The sequence below is a fragment of the Secundilactobacillus malefermentans genome (assembly GCF_008033155.1).
GTDB lineage: Bacteria > Bacillota > Bacilli > Lactobacillales > Lactobacillaceae > Secundilactobacillus > Secundilactobacillus malefermentans.
Genome location: NZ_CP042371.1, coordinates 1969835 through 1989753, shown reverse-complemented (window position 1 = coordinate 1989753; position 19919 = coordinate 1969835). Strand labels below are relative to the sequence as shown.

Below are 19919 nucleotides of genomic sequence, written 5' to 3'. Positions count from 1 at the left end.
AGCGATTACTAACAATGAGAGTAATCGTTTTTTGTTATAAATAAAGGAAGAGGTTTAAGCGTGGATAGTAAAGTTGACAAAGCACTTGCTGAAAATTTCAATATCGTATTCAAAGATGAGTCATTGTTGGATGAAGCATTAACTCAGGCATCGTATGTAAATGAGCATCCCAATCAAAATTTAAAATTTTATGAACGGATTGAGTTTTTAGGGGATGCCGTTATGCAGTTTGTGGTTTCTGAATATATTTTCAAACGTTATCCACAGCTACCCCAAGGACGACTAACGCGTCTTAGAGCAGCAATGGTCAATGAAGAAAGCTTTGCCAGTTTTGCGCGAGAATGTCATTTCAATGATTATATTCGCCTAGGTAAGGGAGAAGAATTGGCAAATGCGCGCGAGCGAGATTCATTGCTATGTGATATTTTTGAATCCTTTGTCGGAGCAGTTTATATGGATCAAGGAATTAAAAAGGTCATCACGTTTGCGGAACAAGTCATTTTCCCTAAGCTGGATGAAGGCCGATTTGATGACTATTTTGATCATAAAACAGAGCTACAAGAAATGGTTCAAAAGAACGGTCCCGTCAGCATTGATTATCAGTTACTTGACGAAAATGGACCCGAGAACGATCGCGTTTTCAAAGTTGCGGTTCTAGTGAACAAAGCGGAATTAGGAGTAGGAGAAGCCCATTCCAAGAAACATGCTGAGCAGCGAGCTGCCAAAGTGGCATTGGATCAATTAAAACGGAAAATGTAAGATTTTTAGATAGGGGCCAGGAAAATGAAATTAAAGTCCTTGGAAATAAGCGGATTCAAATCATTTGCTGATTTTACTAAAATTGAATTTCTACCAGGGATGACCGGGATTGTTGGACCCAACGGAAGTGGCAAAAGTAACATTAGTGAAGCCATTCGTTGGGTTCTTGGTGAGCAGTCAGCTAAAAGCTTACGAGGAAACAAGATGCCGGAAGTTATTTTTGCTGGTTCTGCAGATAGAAAACCATTAAACCGGGCACAGGTAAGGATTACTTTTGATAATTCTGATCACTATTTGAATAGCGATTTTTCTGAACTAACCGTTACTAGAAAACTATTCCGAACAGGTGAAAGTGAATACTTGATTAATGAACAGTCCTGTCGTTTAAAGGACGTTTTAGAATTATTCATGGATTCTGGCTTGGGTGGCGATTCATTTTCAATTATTTCTCAAGGTCGGGTTGAATCAATATTTAACAGCAAACCTGAAGATCGTCGGGTCATCATTGAGGAAGTAGCTGGTGTTTTTAAATACAAGAAGCATAAGCAAAAAGCAGAACGTGAACTTCAAGATACTGACGAATACTTGGACAGAATTAATGATATTTTGAATGAACTAAATTCCCAGATTAAACCTTTAGAGGAACAAAGTAGTCTAGCCACGGACTATTTAGATCAACAGAAACGCTATGAAAAATACGATCAAGAACGTTTGGCTTTCGAGATTAATCAATCAGAATCAAAAAAGACGACTTTAACTGAGCAGCAAAATCAGGCGAAGCAGACCCTTAAGCAAATTTCTGTTCAGGTAGCTGAATCAAAAAATTCAATTAGTGAATTATCTCGAAAAGAATCAAAGCTGCTTAAAACAAAAGACCAGCTCCAAGATGATCTGGTCAATGCAACAAGCGAATATGAAAGTTTAGTTGGGAAAAAGGAAATTTCAAAAGAGCGAAGTTCACATCTTTTGGAATCTAAAACAAAATTAAAAGATCAAATTCAAGAACAGACCATTAAGCTGACAGGACTCAAGCAAGAAATTGCGATTACTGAAAAGGATCTGTTGACTCAAAAGCAACGTCTTAATGACATGAAGTCTGACTTACAGAACTCAGATAAAGCAAGTTTTGAGAAGCAAATTCAGAACTTGGAAAAGCAAATTGAAAACAAACGAAACGAATACGTGGATTTGATGCAGCAAAGGGCAGGTTTACATAATGATCAACAGTATCTGACTAAAAATCAGCAAACGGCCGACCAGCGATTAAAACGAATTGATGAAAATTTAACGACCTCAACAAAGTTGATGCGTGATCTCCAAGGAGAGTTAAAAGGACTTGAGGATAAAGTACAGCAAGTCAGTCAAAAATTGACCGAGTTGCAAACAAAACGAGACTCATTGGGTACATCAATTTCAACGAGCAATCAAAAGGGGAACGATCTGCAAAATAAGTGGCTTGCAGCACTTGAGATTTACCAAAAGGCTCAAGCCAAGTTAAATAGTTTGAGAACGGTTTCCAATGAGTACTCGGGATTTTACCAAGGGGTCAGAAGCGTCTTACAAAATCGGAAGAAATTTTCAGGATTAATTGGACCCGTCTCGGAAATCTTGAAGGTTGATAAACAATACACGACTGCGGTTGAGTTTGCTTTGGGAAATCAAGTCCAACAAATCATAGTTGAAGATGACGGCGCCGCTCAAAGAATCATTAGCTATTTAAGTAAAAATCATTTAGGTCGAGCAACGTTTCTACCCCTAACGACAATCAAAACTTATCAAATTTCAACAGGCACATTAACGCAATTAAAGAGCATGAGTGGATTCATTGGAATTGCCAGTCAGTTAATTAGTGTTAAGCCTCGATATCAAACAGTCATTGACCATTTGTTAGGCACAACCATTATTTGTGATACGTTGGCACACGCAACCGTTATAGCCAAGCAAATTCATTACAAAAATCGAATTGTGACCTTAACGGGGGATATTTTAAGCGCCAATGGGTCGATTACGGGTGGTCAAAATCGAAAACAACGGGCCGGAATTTTAGAACAAAATCAGGAACTGACGGATCTCGAGAGCAGTGTCCAGCAGATGTCCACCAAATTAACTGAGCAGGAAAATTACTTAAAAGAATTAAAGGCCAAGCAAGATGAGGGACAAAAGTCCTTAGACCTTCTGGAAAAAGATTATAATGAAACTCAAAATTCCAAACGGGATCTGGTATCACAAAAAGCATTGCTTGAATCGCGACTCAATGAACAAGATAGGCAAACCAAGGCATATGCGTTTGAAAAAGAACAGCAATCCGCTAGTTTAACGACAAAGGAACAACTTGAGAAAAATCAGCATGCACTAGATCAAATTGAGTTGAATCTAAGTAAAAACCAGCAGGAAATGACTGAATTTAAAACGCAATTAGCTGAGAAACGGACATTGAGCGATAAGGTTACCAATGATTTTCAGGCGGCACATGAGGAATACGCAATTGCTAACGAAAAGTATCAGCAGTTGCAGCGTACTGGGGACACTGAACGTAATCAGTTAGCGGATGCAATTAAAAATTCAAAGCTTTTAAAAACCGAACTTCAGCAATTGGAAGACGGCACTAATCAGGATGAAGTTAGTAAAATTGAGCTAGCTATTAAACGGGCTGCAACTCAAAAAATGGAAATTCAAGCCTATTTGGACGATGGTCAACGAACTCTTAACACAGTGAAATTAGAATTAATTGCCCAGAATACGGAACTTGAAAAGCGCCAACAATTAACGCAATTATCGACTGATGAGGTCCAAAAAATTGAAACAAAACTGGCTAGGTTAGACATGGTCAGCAATCAGCAAATGGACAAATTGGCGGAGACCTACCATGTCAGTTATGCTGATATTCGTAATCAAGTCGCTGATGAACCGATTGAGACCGTAATGGCCCAACTGAAGCTTTTAAAACGAGGCTTAGATGAAATTGGAGAGGTCAATGTTGGTGCGATTGAGGAATACAAACGGGTCAAAGAGCGACATGACTTTTTAATCAAGCAGCAAGATGACCTTTTGGCGTCGAAGCAGCAGCTTTTATCAACCATGGACAAAATGGATGTTGAAGTTCAAAAACGGTTTAAGAAAAGCTTTGATGAAGTTGCGGCACAATTTGAAAAAACCTTTGTTCAGATGTTTGGTGGCGGGAAGGCCAAGCTCATTTTAACTGAGCCTGATCACCTATTAACTTCTGGCATTGATATTATGGCGCAACCACCTGGAAAGAAGTTTCAAAATATGCGACTGCTTTCCGGTGGAGAACGCTCGTTAACGGCAATCACCCTATTGTTTGCTATACTAAATGTTAGACCAATTCCATTTTGTATCTTGGATGAAGCAGAGGCGGCATTGGATCCAGCCAATGTTGAGCGGTTTGCCGACTACCTGAGTAACTTTAACGGGGAGACGCAATTTATTGTGATTACCCACAGAAAAGAAACGATGATTTATGCAGACATTCTATATGGCGTTACGATGCAAGAGTCAGGCGTTTCTAAGATGGTGTCGGTCAATTTAGATGAACTTGTTAGCTAAAGGAGAGTAATAATGGGATTATTTGATTTCTTAAAGAAAAAATCAACTCATAAAGATGAACCAAAGTCTGAACCTAAAAGTGACGAACCAGCGCAGGTAAATGTTGAATCTACGCAAGCGACTGTTGATGAAAGTGAAAAGACGATAAACAAAGAAACGTCTCCTGAGGTTGAAGAATCAAAAACTGACGACAATCAAGAATCAACTGAGAGTATTGAAAAACCGGAACCAGCTTCAGAATCAGATACTGATGATGGAGAACCTTCACATGTTGACCAACCGGTCTCTGAACCGACTCCCGAAGAAACGAGCGAGGATGACGAGCCGGTTACTGAACCAGCTAATACGGAAGATAAAGCAGAATCACAGGCTGATGAAACAACTGATACTGATGAAGAAGCTCGGTATGATCGTGGTTTAGAAAAATCGCGTTCGACGTTTGGAAGTCGCCTTAACCGATTACTTGCAAACTTCCGCCACGTAGATGAAGCTTTTTTTGATGATTTGGAAGAAGCGCTCATCGAATCTGACGTTGGATTTGAAACCGCAATGAAGATTAGTGACTCTTTGAGGGAAGAAGTTAAGATTCAAAATGCGAAACGCCCTCAAGATGTTCAAAATGTTGTGATTGAGAAATTAGTTGATATTTACGAAGAAGCTGGAAAAAACGAGAACAATCAAATTGAATTTGCGCCTGAGGGACCAACTATAATTTTATTCGTTGGGGTAAATGGAGTTGGTAAAACAACGACTATCGGTAAAATGGCTGCTATGTATAAGAAACAAGGTAAAAAAGTGCTCCTTGCTGCAGCTGATACCTTTAGAGCTGGTGCAATTCAACAATTGAACGAGTGGGCAGTTCGTGACGGCGTTGACATTGTTAAGCACAAGGAGGGGGGCGATCCCGCTGCCGTTGTTTTTGATGGTGTTAAAAAGGCAAAAGCGGATAATTATGATGTGCTCTTCGTTGATACAGCGGGTCGACTACAAAATAAAGTCAACCTAATGAATGAACTATCGAAAATGAAAAAAATTATTACTCGGGAAATTCCAGAAGCACCACATGAGGTTTTACTGGTTCTAGATGCAACTACGGGACAAAACGCTTTGAACCAGGCAAAGTTATTTAAAGAATCGACTGATGTCACCGGCATTATCTTAACTAAACTGGATGGGACTGCTCGAGGTGGGATTGTTCTCCCAATTCGAAATGAACTTCACTTGCCAGTTAAGTTCGTTGGGTTAGGCGAACAAGTGGATGATTTACGGCCATTTAAGCCGCAAGATTTTGTTTACGGTTTATTTAAAGGGTTAATTGAAGCATAAATTCTGATAAAGTCAGTGTAGGTAAACTACACTGGCTTTATTTTTAAAATCGGATAGTTGACTAGAACGCTAAAAATCGGTAATCTTAGAAGGTGTCTAGGATTAAATTGGAGGAATAGCGGTTGGAAATTGAAAAAAATAATCGAATCAATTCGTTGTTAGCATTTTATCAACCGTTACTAACCAAAAAGCAGGATGAATACATGCAACTGTATTATGCGGATGACTTTTCACTTGGCGAAATAGCTGAGGAATTCGAAATTAGTCGTCAAGCCGTTTATGACAATATTCGCCGGACTGAAAAAATTCTAGAAGAGTATGAGGCAAAGCTACACTTACTAAAGGCTTATCATGCACGAAATGATCAGGCAGATCGAATACAAAGTTATGTAAAAGAAAATTATTCAGATGATAAAACGCTAACTGAATTAGTCAATCATCTTGAAACATTGGAAGAATAAGGATAGGTGTAATAATGGCATTTGAAGGTTTAACTGAACGATTACAAAATGCAATGAAGAAGCTTCGGGGAAAAGGAAAAGTAACCGATGCTGATTTACGAGAAACAATGCGTGAAATTCGACTCGCTCTGTTAGAGGCCGACGTTAATTTTGACGTGGTGAAAAATTTCGTTAAAACAGTTCGAGACCGTGCTTCTGGAACTAAAGTCTTAGAGGGTCTGAACCCGGCTCAACAAATCGTCAAAATTGTCGATGAAGAATTGACGAAGACGATGGGTGAGGAAGCCGTCCCACTTAATAAGTCCGATAAAATTCCGACGATTATCATGATGTCAGGTCTTCAAGGTGCCGGTAAAACGACTACCGTTGGGAAATTAGCAAACAAGCTAAAAACTGATGAGAAAGCGCGACCATTGATGATTGCCGCCGATATTTACCGACCAGCTGCCATTGATCAGTTGGTGCAAGTGGGTGAACAAATTGATGTGCCCGTTTTTGAAATGGGAACTGATGTTAATCCAGTTGAAATTGTACGAAAAGGGCTTGAAAAAGCTGCCGAAGATCACAATGATTACGTCTTTATTGATACAGCTGGTCGATTACAAATTGATGAACAACTGATGCAGGAACTTTCAGATATTAAAGAATTGGCACATCCTGATGAAATCTTGCTTGTGATTGATGCAATGACTGGTCAAAATGCCGTTGCAACAGCTGAAGGATTTGATAAGAAACTTGATATTACGGGTGTTGTTTTAACGAAGTTAGATGGCGATACACGTGGTGGTGCGGCCCTTTCTATTCGTGCAGCAACTGGCAAGCCAATTAAATTTGTCGGCCAAGGCGAAAAGATGGCTGATTTAGACGTCTTCCATCCCGATCGAATGGCTTCTCGAATTCTAGGAATGGGCGACATGCTTTCTCTGATTGAGAAAACGCAGAAAAAGTTTGACGATAAGCAAGCGCAGGAATTAACCGAAAAAATGCGTGAAAACACGTTTGACTTCAATGATTTTCTTGACCAGATGACGCAGATTCAAAGCATGGGACCAATGGAAGATCTGATTAAGATGATTCCTGGAATGGCAAATAATCCTGCATTGAAGAACGTTCAGATGGATCCTAAGGACATTGAGCATACAAAGGCGGTTGTTTATTCAATGACTACCGCTGAGCGTGAGAGGCCCGAAATATTAAATCCTTCTCGCCGTCGTCGAATTGCTGCTGGATCAGGGCGGCCAATTCACGAAGTAAACCGTATGATTAAACAGTTTGGTGAAATGAAAAAGATGATGCAACAGGCATCTAACGGTAATATGTCTGGCATGGAAGGCCTGATGGGTGGTAGTATGCCAGGCGGTCGAATGGGCAAAATGGCAATGAACACGATGGCTCGTCGAATGAAGAAAAATAAGAAAAAGAGAATTAAAAAGAATAAGCGTCGTAAATAATACATGTAATTATTTAGGATGTTAAAGCAAACGATTCTGGGGATTAGCCTAGGATCGTTTTTTTGTGGGGAATTTCACGATAACGGTTATTTTAGCGACTAGTTCAACCGACTAATTAAGTATAATAGGAACAAGGTTAAATTTGATTAGGCTCTTAGTAGGGAGGAATAAGTCAGGGCACCAAGTCGTATTAAATTAGTTGACGCATTAATTGAAGAACTAGCAACAAAATCCTGATCAAAAATATTAATAAAAGGTCGAATCCAATAGTTGGATTTCGGCTTTTTCTATGTCTGACTTTATTATCCTGATGCTACTGGTAGTTGCGAAATTGTAACAGCATATATCGTGACTGAAAGCGCTTAATATAATAGAATTAGGGTGTAGAGAGGATGTGTTAACGATGATGCTGGGACAACGTATTAAAGAAGAGCGTGAAAATCAGAATTGGACACAAGATGATTTGGCAGAAAAAATTAATGTAAGCTCACAAGCCATTTCAAAGTGGGAATTGGCGACCGCATATCCTGACATTGACCGGTTAATTCAACTGAGCGAGTTGTTTAATGTAAGTCTGGATAGTTTGATTAAGGGCGATGGTGACCTGCAGAAAAAGATTAGCATCAAAAAAGAAACGGGCCATATGAACTTTTGGGAATTTATCACGCGTTATTACTGGATTGTTTTTATATTAGTTTTCGGAATTGGCGGTTGGTTAACATGGCTCATCCCGACAATCATTAATTCGACAAAATAGGTTGATCAAGGATCACTGTCAGAGATGATGGTGTTTTTTTAGTTTGAACGGCTATTATCAGCAAAACTGTCAAAATATTTCGCGAAGAGTTGACTATTTTGATAGAATAGAAACAGATTGGTATACATTTGTTACGCAAATCTAGATGTTGATGGTTGAGCCGGTAGATGTTGGCAGATTTATTGGATGGCTAGAAGCACTCGATGATTATATTGTGACCAGTTTGACTGCTTTAACAAAAGAATAAAAATGAGATGACAAATAAGTAGTTTCTCAAATGAAATTACCTATTTTTTTGCCTGTACAAATCTTGGCGTGGTTAACAATCTAAAAAGAACCAATATTTATTTCAACGGACAATGCGGCGTAGACGAGTGAGTGATTTTAGCTTGCCTAAAAAGACGGCGTACTAAAATTCAGGTATATACCAATATAAAAAAGAATTGATAGACCAATTTTTACTCGTTGAAACCGCTTACATTTCATGATAAGCTTTGTGATGTACTAATTTGAGGAGGAGTTAAAGTGAAAGATTACTTACAAAGATTGGGTCGCTCATTGCAGCTACCCGTTGCAGTATTACCTGCCGCTGCGTTGCTAGTTGGTATTGCAAACTACTGGTTATCATTTGGAACCAATTCAATTGCAAATTTCCTACTACAAGGTGGTCTAGCAGTCCTGAATCAATTGCCAATTCTATTTGCCGTTGGTGTCGCATTGGGGATGGCGAAGGACAAAGATGGTACCGCGGCCTTTGCGGGACTTGTCGCCTTTGAAATACCAGTCAACGTCTTAAAGCCAGAAAACATTGCCGCTTGGACCGGCGTGAAATTGACTGCAGTAGATCCAGCGTTTGCCCAGATTTCAAACGTCTTTATTGGTATTATAGCTGGTTTGATAGCGGCTGCGCTATATAACCGTTTCCATGAAATCAAACTACCAATGGCGTTATCATTCTTTAGTGGAAAACGATTTGTCCCAATCATGGCAGCATTTGTCATGATGATTGTCAGTGCTGTTCTATTTGTTATTTGGCCAGCAGTTTATTCTGTATTAGTTAGCTTTGGTGAGTCAATTGTTAACTTGGGGGCAGTTGGTGCTGGTGTGTACGGGTTCTTTAACCGATTATTGATTCCAACTGGGCTGCACCAAGCATTAAATTCAGTTTTCTGTTTTAATGTTGCTGGAATTAATGATATCGGCAAGTTCCTATCTTCCCAAGGCGTCAAAGGGGTTACTGGAATGTATCAAGCAGGATTCTTCCCAGTAATGATGTTCGGCCTACCAGCTGGTGCGTTTGCCATTTATAAGAACGCGCGACCAGAACGTAAAAAGGAAGTTGGCTCTTTAATGCTAGCCGGCGCCTTTGCTTCATTCTTTACCGGAGTGACTGAACCACTAGAATTTTCATTCATGTTTGTTGCGTGGCCATTATACGTTATTCATGCTTATTTACTGGTTTATCCTTAGCCTTCGCAGCTTTCATGCACTGGACCGCTGGATTCGCTTTCTCCGCCGGTTTAGTAGACTTTGTACTAAGCTTTAAAAATCCAATTGCTAATGCGCCATACATGCTGATCCTACAAGGATTGGTCATGGCTGCGATTTATTACTTTGGCTTTAATTTTGCGATTAAGAAATTTAATTTAATGACGCCAGGTCGTGAAGAAATTACCGATGATGACGACGCCGAAGAAAGTGTTGCCACCGATGACGGTGATGACAAGTATGTGACCGAAGCTAAGAAAATCTACGCAGCCATTGGCGGTGCGGATAATATTAAGGTAGTCGATAATTGTACGACTCGGTTACGATTACAACTAGAAGACACAGATGCAATTAATCAAAACGCGATTAAGCGTAGTGGCGCACCTGGTTTAAATAAACTTGATAAACATAATTTACAAATTGTCATTGGCACAGAGGTTCAATTTGTTGCTGATGCCCTAGCAAAACTGAATAAAACGAAGGCACCAATTACGAAGACCGATTCTGAAACACAGGCTGCAACTGCTCCCGTAAAGGCTGCAGAAACAAACAGTGGCGTTACCGAAAACTTCTACAGTGTTGCAGACGGTGATTATGTCGATTTAGAAGATCTTCCAGACAAAACCTTTCTGAAAAAATGATTGGCGATGGATTTGCCATCGAACCAACAAACGGGACCATCACTGCACCAGTTGATGGCATGGTTACCACAGTTTTCCCAACTAAGCATGCAGTTGGTTTTAAGACTGACGCTGGGCTGGAAGTACTGCTACACATGGGCTTAGATACAGTTGAGCTGAAAGGTGCACCATTTGATATTAAGGTCAGCGATGGCCAAAAGGTTACCCATGGTGATCCGATTGCTCAGGTTGATTTAAATGCCATTCGTACGGCTGGCAAAAAAACGGCGATGATCGTGATTGTCACGAATATGGATGCGGTTGGCATCATGAAGTTCAAACCGTTGAGTGAAAAGGTAACATCAAGCTCGTTAATTTTAACGACGACTACCAAATAAATAGAGATATCTAAGATTGAAACAGTGATGTTAATCTTGATATGAAGAAGTGACAAACATTCGGGATAGAGTGTTTGTCACTTCTTTGTTATCTACTGAATTTTTATATGGGTACTTTAAAGTGCGTACTTCCCTCGTTTATATCTTTGTACTAAGGTGTGAATGTAATCAAATTTAAGAATAAAGGAGCAACTAATAATGAGCTATCAATTTTTGAAACCTTATACATTTGAAAATGGGATGACAATCAAGAATCGAATTGTTATTCCACCAATGACGGAGGCATCTAGTCTTGAAAATGGCGCAATTTCAAATGATGAATTAGCCTATTTCCGCTTGCATACTGGGGGCGCTGGTATGTTTATTGCACCAGTTGCCAATGTGACCGAGAATGGTAAGGGATTTGAAGGTGAACTTTCAATTGCGGACGACAAGTTCTTACCCGGTTTGATAAAATTAGCAGAAACATTAAAGCACAATGGTACAAAGGCAATCCTTCAAATTTTTCACGCTGGTCGGATGTCGAACTCGAAGATTCTGAGGGGAAATGCAACGGTAAGTGCCAGTGCAGTTGCCGCATTGAGACCCAATGCAGAAACGCCAAAGGAGCTTTCAGAAGCTGAGATTGAGCACATTATTGCGGCGTTTGGGGAGGCAACTCGCCGTGCGATTCAAGCTGGCTTTGACGGAATTGAATTACACGGAGCTAACACCTATTTGATGCAACAATTCTTTTCACCACATTCTAACCGTCGAACTGACAAGTGGGGTGGTTCGGTAGAGAAACGAATGAATTTTGCATTGGAGATTATTAAGACAGTTCAAAAAGCTGCTGAAAAATATGCAACTCAGCCATTTACGATTGGTTACCGAATCTCTCCAGAAGAAATTGAAGAACCAGGAATTCGATTGGCTGATACACTGAAATTTATTGATGTCCTGGCTAAGCAACCGATTAATTATTTGCATTTATCAATGGGTTACGCATGGCGGACCTCGCTAAATGACAAATCCGACAGCGAACCAATTGTTAAGAAAGTGTTGCAACAGCTAAACGGTCGCTTACCGCTTATTTCGGTTGGCTTGGTTGAAACACCAGATGATGCTGAAAAGCTGATGAATGCTGGCGTTGACTTCGTTGCCATTGGTCGTGAAAGTTTAAGAGAGCCACAATGGGTTCAAAAGGTAATTGCTGGGCAGGAGGCTGCCATTCGATATACAGTTGCAGAATCTGATTTTGAGGAATTAGGTATCAATTTGGCGTTCCAAGATTTTCTGGGATTACTAAATGCTGATCTGCACATTGTTGGTTCAAGTCAAAGCAAGGATGAATTTGATAAGAAAATGGGTGGCGTTGAAGGCGGCGTTTAGTGAAGTAAACACTTCATCATAGGCAGATAAATAGTCAGTCAACTCCTGAATTTGCTAGACTTAATGTAGAAAAAATAATTCAGGAGGAAACTAAATGCTTAAAAAAATTAAAACGATTGAGAACGACGTCTATTATATTAACGAAGATTTAATTTCCTGCATCAAAAAAGTTGATTCGACCGTCACTGATAAGGAAAGCGACTGGCAGGTTCAATTAGCGGATGATGACGATTCAACTTTTACAATCACGTACGAACAGATGAATCGTAAAATTAGATAGATTATTGAGCCAAGCTTGCATCCTTTATGGAAAAGCTTGGCTTATTTATTTGAATTAAGCAGAATGACTGAATTTTGCAGATACAACTTGGTCAACCGTTTGTTGTTTTTCACAAATTTGGGTCGGTCCAATTGACAAATAGGTTGACTTTTTCAAAAATCCACGTATTATAGTGATTGTAAATTGAAAAGTAATTGAATTTACGGTATCGTTACTTAGGCTACTTCGAGTAGCAATTCAGTTAATGAAGGAGAGTATAATTCATGGCAGTAGATTACGATTCCAAACAATATTTGGAAAAAGTTGACGCTTGGTGGCGTGCAAGTACCTACCTTTCAGGTGGTATGATTTTTCTGAAGAGCAATCCATTGTTCTCAGTTACAAACACACCTCTTAAGGCAGACGACATTAAAGTTAAACCAATTGGTCACTGGGGTACTATCTCAGGCCAAACATTCTTATATGCTCATGCTAACCGTTTAATCAACAAGTACGGTTTAAACATGTTCTACATTGGTGGCCCAGGTCACGGTGGCCAAGTTATGGTTACAAACGCCTACTTGGATGGTTCATATACTGAAGATTATCCTGAAATTACTCAAGATCTTGAAGGTATGTCACGTCTTTACAAGCGATTCTCATTCCCAGGTGGAATTGGATCACATATGACTGCCCAAACTCCTGGCTCACTTCATGAAGGTGGCGAGTTAGGTTACTCATTATCACATGCTTCTGGTGCCGTTTTGGACAATCCTGACCAAATCGCATTTACAGTTGTTGGTGATGGTGAAGCCGAAACTGGTCCAGCTATGACTGCATGGCATTCAATCAAGTTCTTGAACCCTAAGAATGACGGTGCCGTTTTACCTACTTTAGACTTAAACGGATTTAAGATTTCTAACCCAACAATCTTCTCACGTATGAGTGATGAAGAAGTTGCTAAGTTCTTCGAAGGACTGGGCTGGTCACCACGTTTCCTTGAAAATGATGAAATCCATGATTACATGGCTTATCACGAAAAGGCAGCTAAGATTTATGACCAAGCTATTGCTGACATTAAAGCTATTCAAAAGGACGCCCGTGAAAACGGCCGTTACCAAGATGGCGAAATTGCTGCATGGCCAGTTGTTATTGCTCGTTTACCAAAGGGTTGGGGCGGTCCTCAATTCAACCCAGCTGGCGAACCAATCGAAAATTCATTCCGTGCTCACCAAGTTCCACTTGGTTTATCACAAAACAACCTCAAGGAATTACCTGAGTTTGAAGAATGGATGAACTCATACAAACCAACAGAATTATTCAATGCTGATGGCTCATTGAAGGCTGAAGTTGCTGACTTTGCACCTAAGGGTGACAAGCGTATGGCAATGAACCCAGTTGCTAATGGTGGCCGTGCTCGTGGCGAAAAGCCTGAAACACTTGACTTACCTAACTGGAAAGACTTCTCAAATAAGATTACTGCAGGCAACCGTGGAACTGAATTAACAGATCCTAACCAAAACATGGATATGAACGTTCTTTCTGGCTATCTTGCTAAGATTTCAACCATGAACCCTAAGTCATTCCGCTTCTTCGGACCTGACGAAACAATGTCAAACCGTCTTTGGGAAATGTTCAAGGTTACTAACCGTCAATGGATGGAAGAAATCAAAGAACCAAATGACCAATACGAAGCCCCAGAAGGCCGTATCTTAGATGCTCAATTATCAGAGCACCAAGCTGAAGGCTGGCTAGAAGCTTATACACTTACTGGTCGTACAGGAATCTTTGCTTCATACGAATCATTCCTTCGAGTAGTGGACTCAATGATTACTCAACACTTCAAGTGGATTCGTCAAGCTGCTGATGAGAAATGGCGTAATGATTACCCATCATTGAACCTTATCTCAACTTCAACTGTCTTCCAACAAGACCATAATGGTTACACCCACCAGGATCCTGGTATGTTAACTCATTTGGCTGAAAAGAAGTCAGACTTTATCCGTCAATACTTACCAGGTGATGCAAACTCATTACTTGCTGTATTTGACCGTGCATTTGGCGAACGTCAAAAGATTAACCACATCGTTGCTTCAAAGCAACCACGTCAACAATGGTTCTCAGTTGATGAAGCTGAAGAATTAGCTACTAAGGGTCTTAAGACTATCGACTGGGCTTCAACAGTTTCAGAAGATGAAAAGGCAGATATCGTTTTTGCATCAGCAGGTGTTGAACCAACAATCGAAGCCTTTGCTGCAATTGACTTAGTCAACGAAGCATTCCCTGCAGTTAAGTTACGTTATGTTAACGTTGTTGAAATCAACCGTCTACAAAAGAAGAATGGCCCATTAAATGCCGACCGTTCATTGAGTGACGCTGAATTCACTAAGTTCTTCGGCGAATCTGGAACACCAGTTGTCTTTGGCTTCCATGGTTACGAAGACTTAATCGAATCAATGTTCTACGAACGTCAACACTTAGGTCTCCATGTACATGGTTACCGTGAAGATGGTGACATCACTACTGCATATGACATGCGTGTCTACTCAGAAATTGATCGCTTTAACCAAGCTAAGGATGCTGTTAACACCCTTGTTGCTAAAGGTGTTGTCAACGCTGCTGATGGTAAAGCCTTCGATGAGAAGATGGATGCTATTCTTGCAAAGCATTTCAAGATTACTCGTGACGAAGGTCGCGATATCGAAGAATTTACTGACTGGAAATGGACTGCTTTAAAGAAGTAATTTAAAGTAATCGATTCAAGTAGTTTGATTCGAAAATAGGAAAGCGTCTCAATCAGAATTTCTGATTGAGGCGCTTTTTTTACTCTGCATCGTGTTGCTGATGCCATTTTTGAATGAAAGCAAGTCGTTTTTTGAATCGGTCCTCGTGTCCTTGTTCGGATGGAAAATAGTATTCGTGGCCTTCAAGCTCAGGTGGCATGGTTTTCATGGAGGTCAGTTTGTCATCGGTAGAATGAGCATAAATGTAATCCTTGCCATAATCCAGGTCTTTCATAAGCTTAGTAGGGGCATTTCGAATTTGCAGGGGAACGGGTTCATTTCCGGTTTTTTTAACATCATCCTTTGCATTCTCTCTAGCCAAATAGACAGAATTGGATTTTGGCGCTAACGACAAGTAAACCACTGCTTCCGTCAGATGAACGTCACATTCCGGCATTCCCAGAAACTGACAGGCCTGAAAAACATTGATAGTGAGTTCGAGGGCACTCGTATCCGCAACCCCAATATCTTCACTGGCAAATCGGACGAGTCGTCGGGCGATGTAGAGGGGATCTTCACCCCCATCTAACATTCGTGATAGCCAATAAATAGCCGCGTTGACATCACTATTTCGCATTGATTTATGCAAGGCAGAGATAATGTTGTAATGCTCTTCACCGTGTTTGTCGTAGCGTAATGAACGGGTATTAATTAATTGGCCTAAATCGTCTTCGGAAATTGTAACGGATTTATCCTGTTGATTGGCATTTAAAACGGCCATTTCGAGGGTGTTTAAAGCAACTCGAGCATCGCCGTTTGCAAAATGAGCAATCGTCATCAACGTTTCATCGCTAATTTTGATTTCTAAGTTAGGGAACCCCTTAGGATGTTTGATTGCATTTTTCAAAACGGCTAAAATTTCCTGAGGAGCCAGTGAATGTAAAACGAACACTTTACACCGTGACAGCAGTGCCGCATTAATTTCAAATGATGGATTCTCGGTTGTTGCGCCAATCAGAGTAATACTGCCACGTTCAACGAAGGGGAGGAAGGCATCCTGTTGCGCCTTGTTAAATCGGTGAATTTCATCGACAAAGACAATGGTCTGTTCACCTAGGTCCCGATTTTCTTCAGCCGCTTTCATAATTTTACGAATATCGTTGATGCCACTCGTAACTGCACTAAATGTGACAAAATTTGCTTTGGTTTGGGTTGCAATAATTTCAGCTAATGTCGTCTTGCCGACTCCTGGCGGCCCCCAAAAAATAATGGACGGTAGTTGATCAGAATCAATAATTTCTCGTAATACTTTGCCTGCGCCAATTAAGCTTTGTTGGCCGGCAAATTCATCTAACGTTAATGGTCGAACGCGATTAGCGAGGGGGCTATTTTGCGTATCATCGGTGTTAAAAAGGGATCCCTGTTTCAAGTGCTTCACCTCATTTGAATTGAACGTTTATTAAATACAGTGTATATCAGAATCGCAATTTTATGGTCGATGAAGATTATCATCATGCTTTTAGCGCATACACCTTCATGAAACAAGCATTAGACGCATGGCAGCATTGACCTTATGATGGGGACAGAAATAAAGGAGTGATTAGTTAATATGACAGTTAAAAATAAAGTTATTGTGATTACCGGAGCATCTTCCGGAATTGGAGAGGCATCCGCAAAATTGCTTGCTAGCAATGGTGCCAAGGTTGTATTAGGAGCCAGAAGAGAGTCTCGTTTACAAGAAATTGATAATGATATCAAATTGGATGGCGGCCAAGCAACGTATTTAAAGACGGATGTGACGAAGCCTGAAGAGGTTCAAGCACTTGTTGATTTAGCCAAATCTGAGTTTGGTGGTATCGATGTCATTTTCAATAATGCTGGAATTATGCCAAGTTCACCAATTAGTGCGTTACACATTAAAGAGTGGAACCAGATGGTTGATATAAACCTAAAAGGTGTTTTGAATGGTGTTGCAGCCGTTATGCCTGATTTTGTTACGCAAAAAGGTGGCCAAATTGTGACGACTTCATCCGTTGCTGGGATTAAGAGTTTCGCCGGTGCCGGAGTTTATGGTGCGACAAAATTTGCGGTTCGAAATTTGATGGAAGTTATCCGAATGGAAAGTGCGCAAGAAGGAACCAATATCCGCACAGCAAGCCTGTATCCAGCTGCAATTAATACTGAATTATTAGGGACAATCACCGACGATGCAACTAAGACCGGTATGGAAGACTTTTACAAACAGGTCGGCATCACCCCAGATGCAGTTGCTCGAGTTGTGAATTTTGCGGTTAATCAACCTGCTGATGTTAACGTAAATGAATTTACAATTTACCCAACTAAGCAAGCTTAATTTGAAAGGAAGCGTTCATAATGGCAAAAAATGAATCAGTTAAAGATGGGATTATTTTTCCAAAGGGACCTAAAAATGATGCATATGCTCAATACTTTGTTGGACAAAGTTATTTGCAAGGACTCGTTAACGATCCTGAGGTAAACGTTGGTGTCGGTAATGTCACTTTTGAACCTGGTTGCCGGAACAACTGGCACATTCATCATGATGGTTTCCAAATTTTATTGGTAACCGGTGGTGAAGGGTGGTACCAAGAAGCTGGTAAGAAGGCACAGTTGTTAAAGCCAGGTGACGTCATCGTGACGCATGATGGTGTCAAACATTGGCATGGTGCAACTAAAGACAGTTGGTTCTCTCACGTTGCCATCACAGCTGGCACACCAGAATGGTTGGAACCAGTTTCCGATGAAGAGTACGCATCGGTTGAGGAGGACAAATAATGGCAAAAAAGCAAACAGCAGGACGTGACAACTTAGGCGATTTTGCGCCCAAGTTTGCCGAATTGAATGACGATGTTCTATTTGGTGAAGTATGGTCTAGAGAAGATAAGTTATCTGCTCGTGACCGAAGCTTGATTACGGTTGCCAGTCTATTTACACAAGGTGTTCCCCAGTTAGAAGCACACATGACGATTGCAAAAAAAAACGGCGTCACCAAGGATGAAATGATCGAACTCATCACCCATTTGGCCTTTTATGCAGGTTGGCCTAAAGCATGGTCAGCATTTACGTTGGCAAAAGAAATTTATAAAGATTAGTCTCAAAATACAAGCGGTTGTCCTACATGGACACCGCTTTTTTGCGCACTATTTTAAGAAAACAATCACAATCCAATTCATTGACCCTGCGAATGGCATCCTTTAGTATGAAAACGGTTACTACTAAGATAAAAAATATTTGGAGGTTTTTAAATGGCATATAAAACGGTTAATCCGTATACGAATGAAGTTGTAAAGGAATATCCTGATGCAACAGCCGATCAAGTTGAAAATGCGTTAACTGAAACTCACAAGTTATTTAAGAAGTGGGAACAGGAAGGTCCAGAAACCAGAGCCGACCAATTACACGAAATTGCAAGCTTAATGCGAGAAGACAGTGATCATCTAGCCACCGTCATGGTGACCGACATGGGAAAACTTTTCCGTGAGGCTAAGGGTGAGGTTGAACTATGTGCCATCATCGCAGATTACTTTGCTGACCGTGGTGCTGATCTTTTAAAGCCTACTAAATTAGACACGATTGCCACTGGATCAGCTCAAGTTCAAAAACATCCAACAGGAACCATTATGATGGTTGAACCATGGAATTTCCCATATTATCAAATTATGCGAGTATTTGCGCCAAACTTCATGGTTGGTAATCCCATGATTCTAAAGCATGCTTCAAATACGCCTGGCTCTGCAGCTGCATTTGAAGACGTTGTTAAGAAATCGTCAGCACCAGACGCAAGCCTAGTTAACTTGTTTGCCAACTATGATCAGGTTTCCGATATCATTGCTGATTCTCGAGTACAGGGCGTTGCTTTAACTGGTTCGGAACGCGGTGGGCGTAGTGTCGCTGAAGCTGCTGGTAAGAACTTGAAGAAAAATACCATGGAATTAGGTGGTACGGACTGTTTTATCGTCCTTGATGATACGGATATTGATACCGTTTCTGAAATTGCTTGGCGAGCACGACTATATAATGCTGGACAAGTATGTACGTCTTCAAAGCGGTTCATCGTGGCAGCTAACCTTTATGATCAGTTTGTTGAAAAATTAAAGGAAAACTTCGCTAAGGTTAAGCCAGGTGATCCAATGGATAATGCGACAACTTTGGCGCCAATGAATACAAAACGGGCCAAAGAAAAGCTTCAGTCACAAGTTGACGAGGCAATTGAGAAGGGTGCAAAGGTTGCTTATGGAAATGAACCGATTGACTTACCTGGTCAATTCTTCCAACCAACCATTTTGACTGATGTTAAGCCAGATAATCCAGCTTATTATGAAGAAATGTTTGGACCCGTTGCCGCAGTTTACAAAGTTAATTCAGAGCAGGAAGCAATCGACTTAGCTAATGATTCAGATCTTGGTTTGGGTGGCATTGTCTTCAGTGGTGATTCCAAACGTGGCGAAAAGGTTGCTTCACAGATTGAGACTGGGATGGTATTCGTTAACAACTTCATGGTCTCTCTTCCAGAATTACCATTTGGTGGTGTGAAGAGCTCTGGCTATGGTCGTGAAATGAGTAATCTTGGCCTTAATGCCTTTGTTAATGAACAACTGATTGTGACAGCTGATAAACCTAACATGGAGAATCTTGCTGGCGGATTAGTTGCGACTGATCCAGAATAAGTTTGACTTAAAGGGCTACTTCGCTGGAGTGGTCCTTTTTCTGGCGAAAGCAAT

The 19919-nt window shown here is 40.6% G+C and carries 14 protein-coding genes and 1 pseudogene; 14 read left to right on the top strand and 1 reads right to left on the bottom strand.

The genetic code is table 11. The annotated features are described in order from the left end of the window. Nucleotides 1-60: 60 nt before the first annotated feature. The 10 genes and pseudogenes from rnc (at nucleotide 61) to FGL90_RS09690 (ending at nucleotide 15201) form a co-directional block, all read left to right on the top strand. Nucleotides 61-759 carry a ribonuclease III gene (rnc, locus tag FGL90_RS09735; protein ID WP_147657854.1) on the top strand — a complete coding sequence of 233 codons (699 nt, stop codon included), beginning with the start codon at nucleotides 61-63 and terminating at the stop codon, nucleotides 757-759. 24 nt (nucleotides 760-783) lie between these two features. After that, a complete protein-coding gene (gene smc, locus FGL90_RS09730) occupies nucleotides 784-4326 on the top strand; it encodes a chromosome segregation protein SMC (protein WP_010619880.1) in 3543 nt (1180 codons plus the stop codon). Nucleotides 4327-4338: 12 nt separating this feature from the next. Continuing rightward, a complete protein-coding gene (gene ftsY, locus FGL90_RS09725; protein WP_010619879.1) occupies nucleotides 4339-5652 on the top strand; it encodes a signal recognition particle-docking protein FtsY in 1314 nt (437 codons plus the stop codon). A 122-nt stretch (nucleotides 5653-5774) separates the two neighbouring features. After that, nucleotides 5775-6113: a putative DNA-binding protein gene (locus FGL90_RS09720; protein WP_010619878.1), complete on the top strand. Its 339-nt coding sequence runs from the start codon at nucleotides 5775-5777 to the stop codon at nucleotides 6111-6113. A gap of 14 nt (nucleotides 6114-6127) precedes the next feature. After that, nucleotides 6128-7564, top strand: a complete 1437-nt coding sequence (gene ffh, locus FGL90_RS09715; RefSeq protein WP_147657852.1) for a signal recognition particle protein — start codon at nucleotides 6128-6130, stop codon at nucleotides 7562-7564. 403 nt (nucleotides 7565-7967) lie between these two features. After that, a complete protein-coding gene (locus FGL90_RS09710; RefSeq protein ID WP_010619876.1) occupies nucleotides 7968-8321 on the top strand; it encodes a helix-turn-helix domain-containing protein in 354 nt (117 codons plus the stop codon). Nucleotides 8322-8846: 525 nt separating this feature from the next. After that, nucleotides 8847-10827 (top strand): annotated as a pseudogene (gene nagE / locus FGL90_RS09705) (N-acetylglucosamine-specific PTS transporter subunit IIBC). A gap of 198 nt (nucleotides 10828-11025) precedes the next feature. Next, a complete protein-coding gene (locus FGL90_RS09700) occupies nucleotides 11026-12198 on the top strand; it encodes an NADH-dependent flavin oxidoreductase (RefSeq protein WP_010619875.1) in 1173 nt (390 codons plus the stop codon). A gap of 94 nt (nucleotides 12199-12292) precedes the next feature. Continuing rightward, a complete protein-coding gene (locus FGL90_RS09695) occupies nucleotides 12293-12478 on the top strand; it encodes a hypothetical protein (RefSeq protein WP_010619874.1) in 186 nt (61 codons plus the stop codon). A 263-nt stretch (nucleotides 12479-12741) separates the two neighbouring features. Next, nucleotides 12742-15201: a phosphoketolase family protein gene (locus FGL90_RS09690; RefSeq protein WP_010619873.1), complete on the top strand. Its 2460-nt coding sequence runs from the start codon at nucleotides 12742-12744 to the stop codon at nucleotides 15199-15201. Between the two features lie 79 nt (nucleotides 15202-15280). Here FGL90_RS09690 and FGL90_RS09685 read toward each other — a convergent pair whose 3' ends face one another. After that, complete coding sequence (locus FGL90_RS09685) at nucleotides 15281-16609, bottom strand: replication-associated recombination protein A (protein ID WP_010619872.1); 1329 nt, start codon at nucleotides 16607-16609, stop codon at nucleotides 15281-15283. A gap of 180 nt (nucleotides 16610-16789) precedes the next feature. Between FGL90_RS09685 and FGL90_RS09680 the strand changes: the two genes are divergently transcribed. From FGL90_RS09680 to FGL90_RS09665, 4 genes are all read left to right on the top strand, one after another. Then, complete coding sequence (locus tag FGL90_RS09680; RefSeq protein WP_147657850.1) at nucleotides 16790-17533, top strand: SDR family oxidoreductase; 744 nt, start codon at nucleotides 16790-16792, stop codon at nucleotides 17531-17533. A 20-nt stretch (nucleotides 17534-17553) separates the two neighbouring features. Further along, on the top strand, nucleotides 17554-17973 hold the full coding sequence (locus FGL90_RS09675; RefSeq protein ID WP_147657848.1) for a cupin domain-containing protein: 420 nt from the start codon (nucleotides 17554-17556) through the stop codon (nucleotides 17971-17973). Next, nucleotides 17973-18290 carry a carboxymuconolactone decarboxylase family protein gene (locus tag FGL90_RS09670; protein WP_147657846.1) on the top strand — a complete coding sequence of 106 codons (318 nt, stop codon included), beginning with the start codon at nucleotides 17973-17975 and terminating at the stop codon, nucleotides 18288-18290. Before FGL90_RS09675 ends, FGL90_RS09670 begins: the two co-directional genes overlap by 1 nt. 153 nt (nucleotides 18291-18443) lie before the next feature. Then, complete coding sequence (locus FGL90_RS09665) at nucleotides 18444-19865, top strand: NAD-dependent succinate-semialdehyde dehydrogenase (protein WP_147657844.1); 1422 nt, start codon at nucleotides 18444-18446, stop codon at nucleotides 19863-19865. The last annotated feature ends 54 nt before the right edge of the window (nucleotides 19866-19919 follow it).

What these genes read in the sequence shown, in the direction of transcription:
- FGL90_RS09665 (WP_147657844.1), top strand. Translation starts at nt 18,444, where the DNA reads ATGGCATATAAAACGGTTAATCCGTATACGAATGAAGTTGTAAAGGAA.
- FGL90_RS09670 (WP_147657846.1), top strand. Translation starts at nt 17,973, where the DNA reads ATGGCAAAAAAGCAAACAGCAGGACGTGACAACTTAGGCGATTTTGCG.
- FGL90_RS09680 (WP_147657850.1), top strand. Translation starts at nt 16,790, where the DNA reads ATGACAGTTAAAAATAAAGTTATTGTGATTACCGGAGCATCTTCCGGA.
- ffh (WP_147657852.1), top strand. Translation starts at nt 6,128, where the DNA reads ATGGCATTTGAAGGTTTAACTGAACGATTACAAAATGCAATGAAGAAG.
- FGL90_RS09675 (WP_147657848.1), top strand. Translation starts at nt 17,554, where the DNA reads ATGGCAAAAAATGAATCAGTTAAAGATGGGATTATTTTTCCAAAGGGA.
- FGL90_RS09710 (WP_010619876.1), top strand. Translation starts at nt 7,968, where the DNA reads ATGATGCTGGGACAACGTATTAAAGAAGAGCGTGAAAATCAGAATTGG.
- FGL90_RS09695 (WP_010619874.1), top strand. Translation starts at nt 12,293, where the DNA reads ATGCTTAAAAAAATTAAAACGATTGAGAACGACGTCTATTATATTAAC.
- ftsY (WP_010619879.1), top strand. Translation starts at nt 4,339, where the DNA reads ATGGGATTATTTGATTTCTTAAAGAAAAAATCAACTCATAAAGATGAA.
- FGL90_RS09700 (WP_010619875.1), top strand. Translation starts at nt 11,026, where the DNA reads ATGAGCTATCAATTTTTGAAACCTTATACATTTGAAAATGGGATGACA.
- FGL90_RS09690 (WP_010619873.1), top strand. Translation starts at nt 12,742, where the DNA reads ATGGCAGTAGATTACGATTCCAAACAATATTTGGAAAAAGTTGACGCT.
- smc (WP_010619880.1), top strand. Translation starts at nt 784, where the DNA reads ATGAAATTAAAGTCCTTGGAAATAAGCGGATTCAAATCATTTGCTGAT.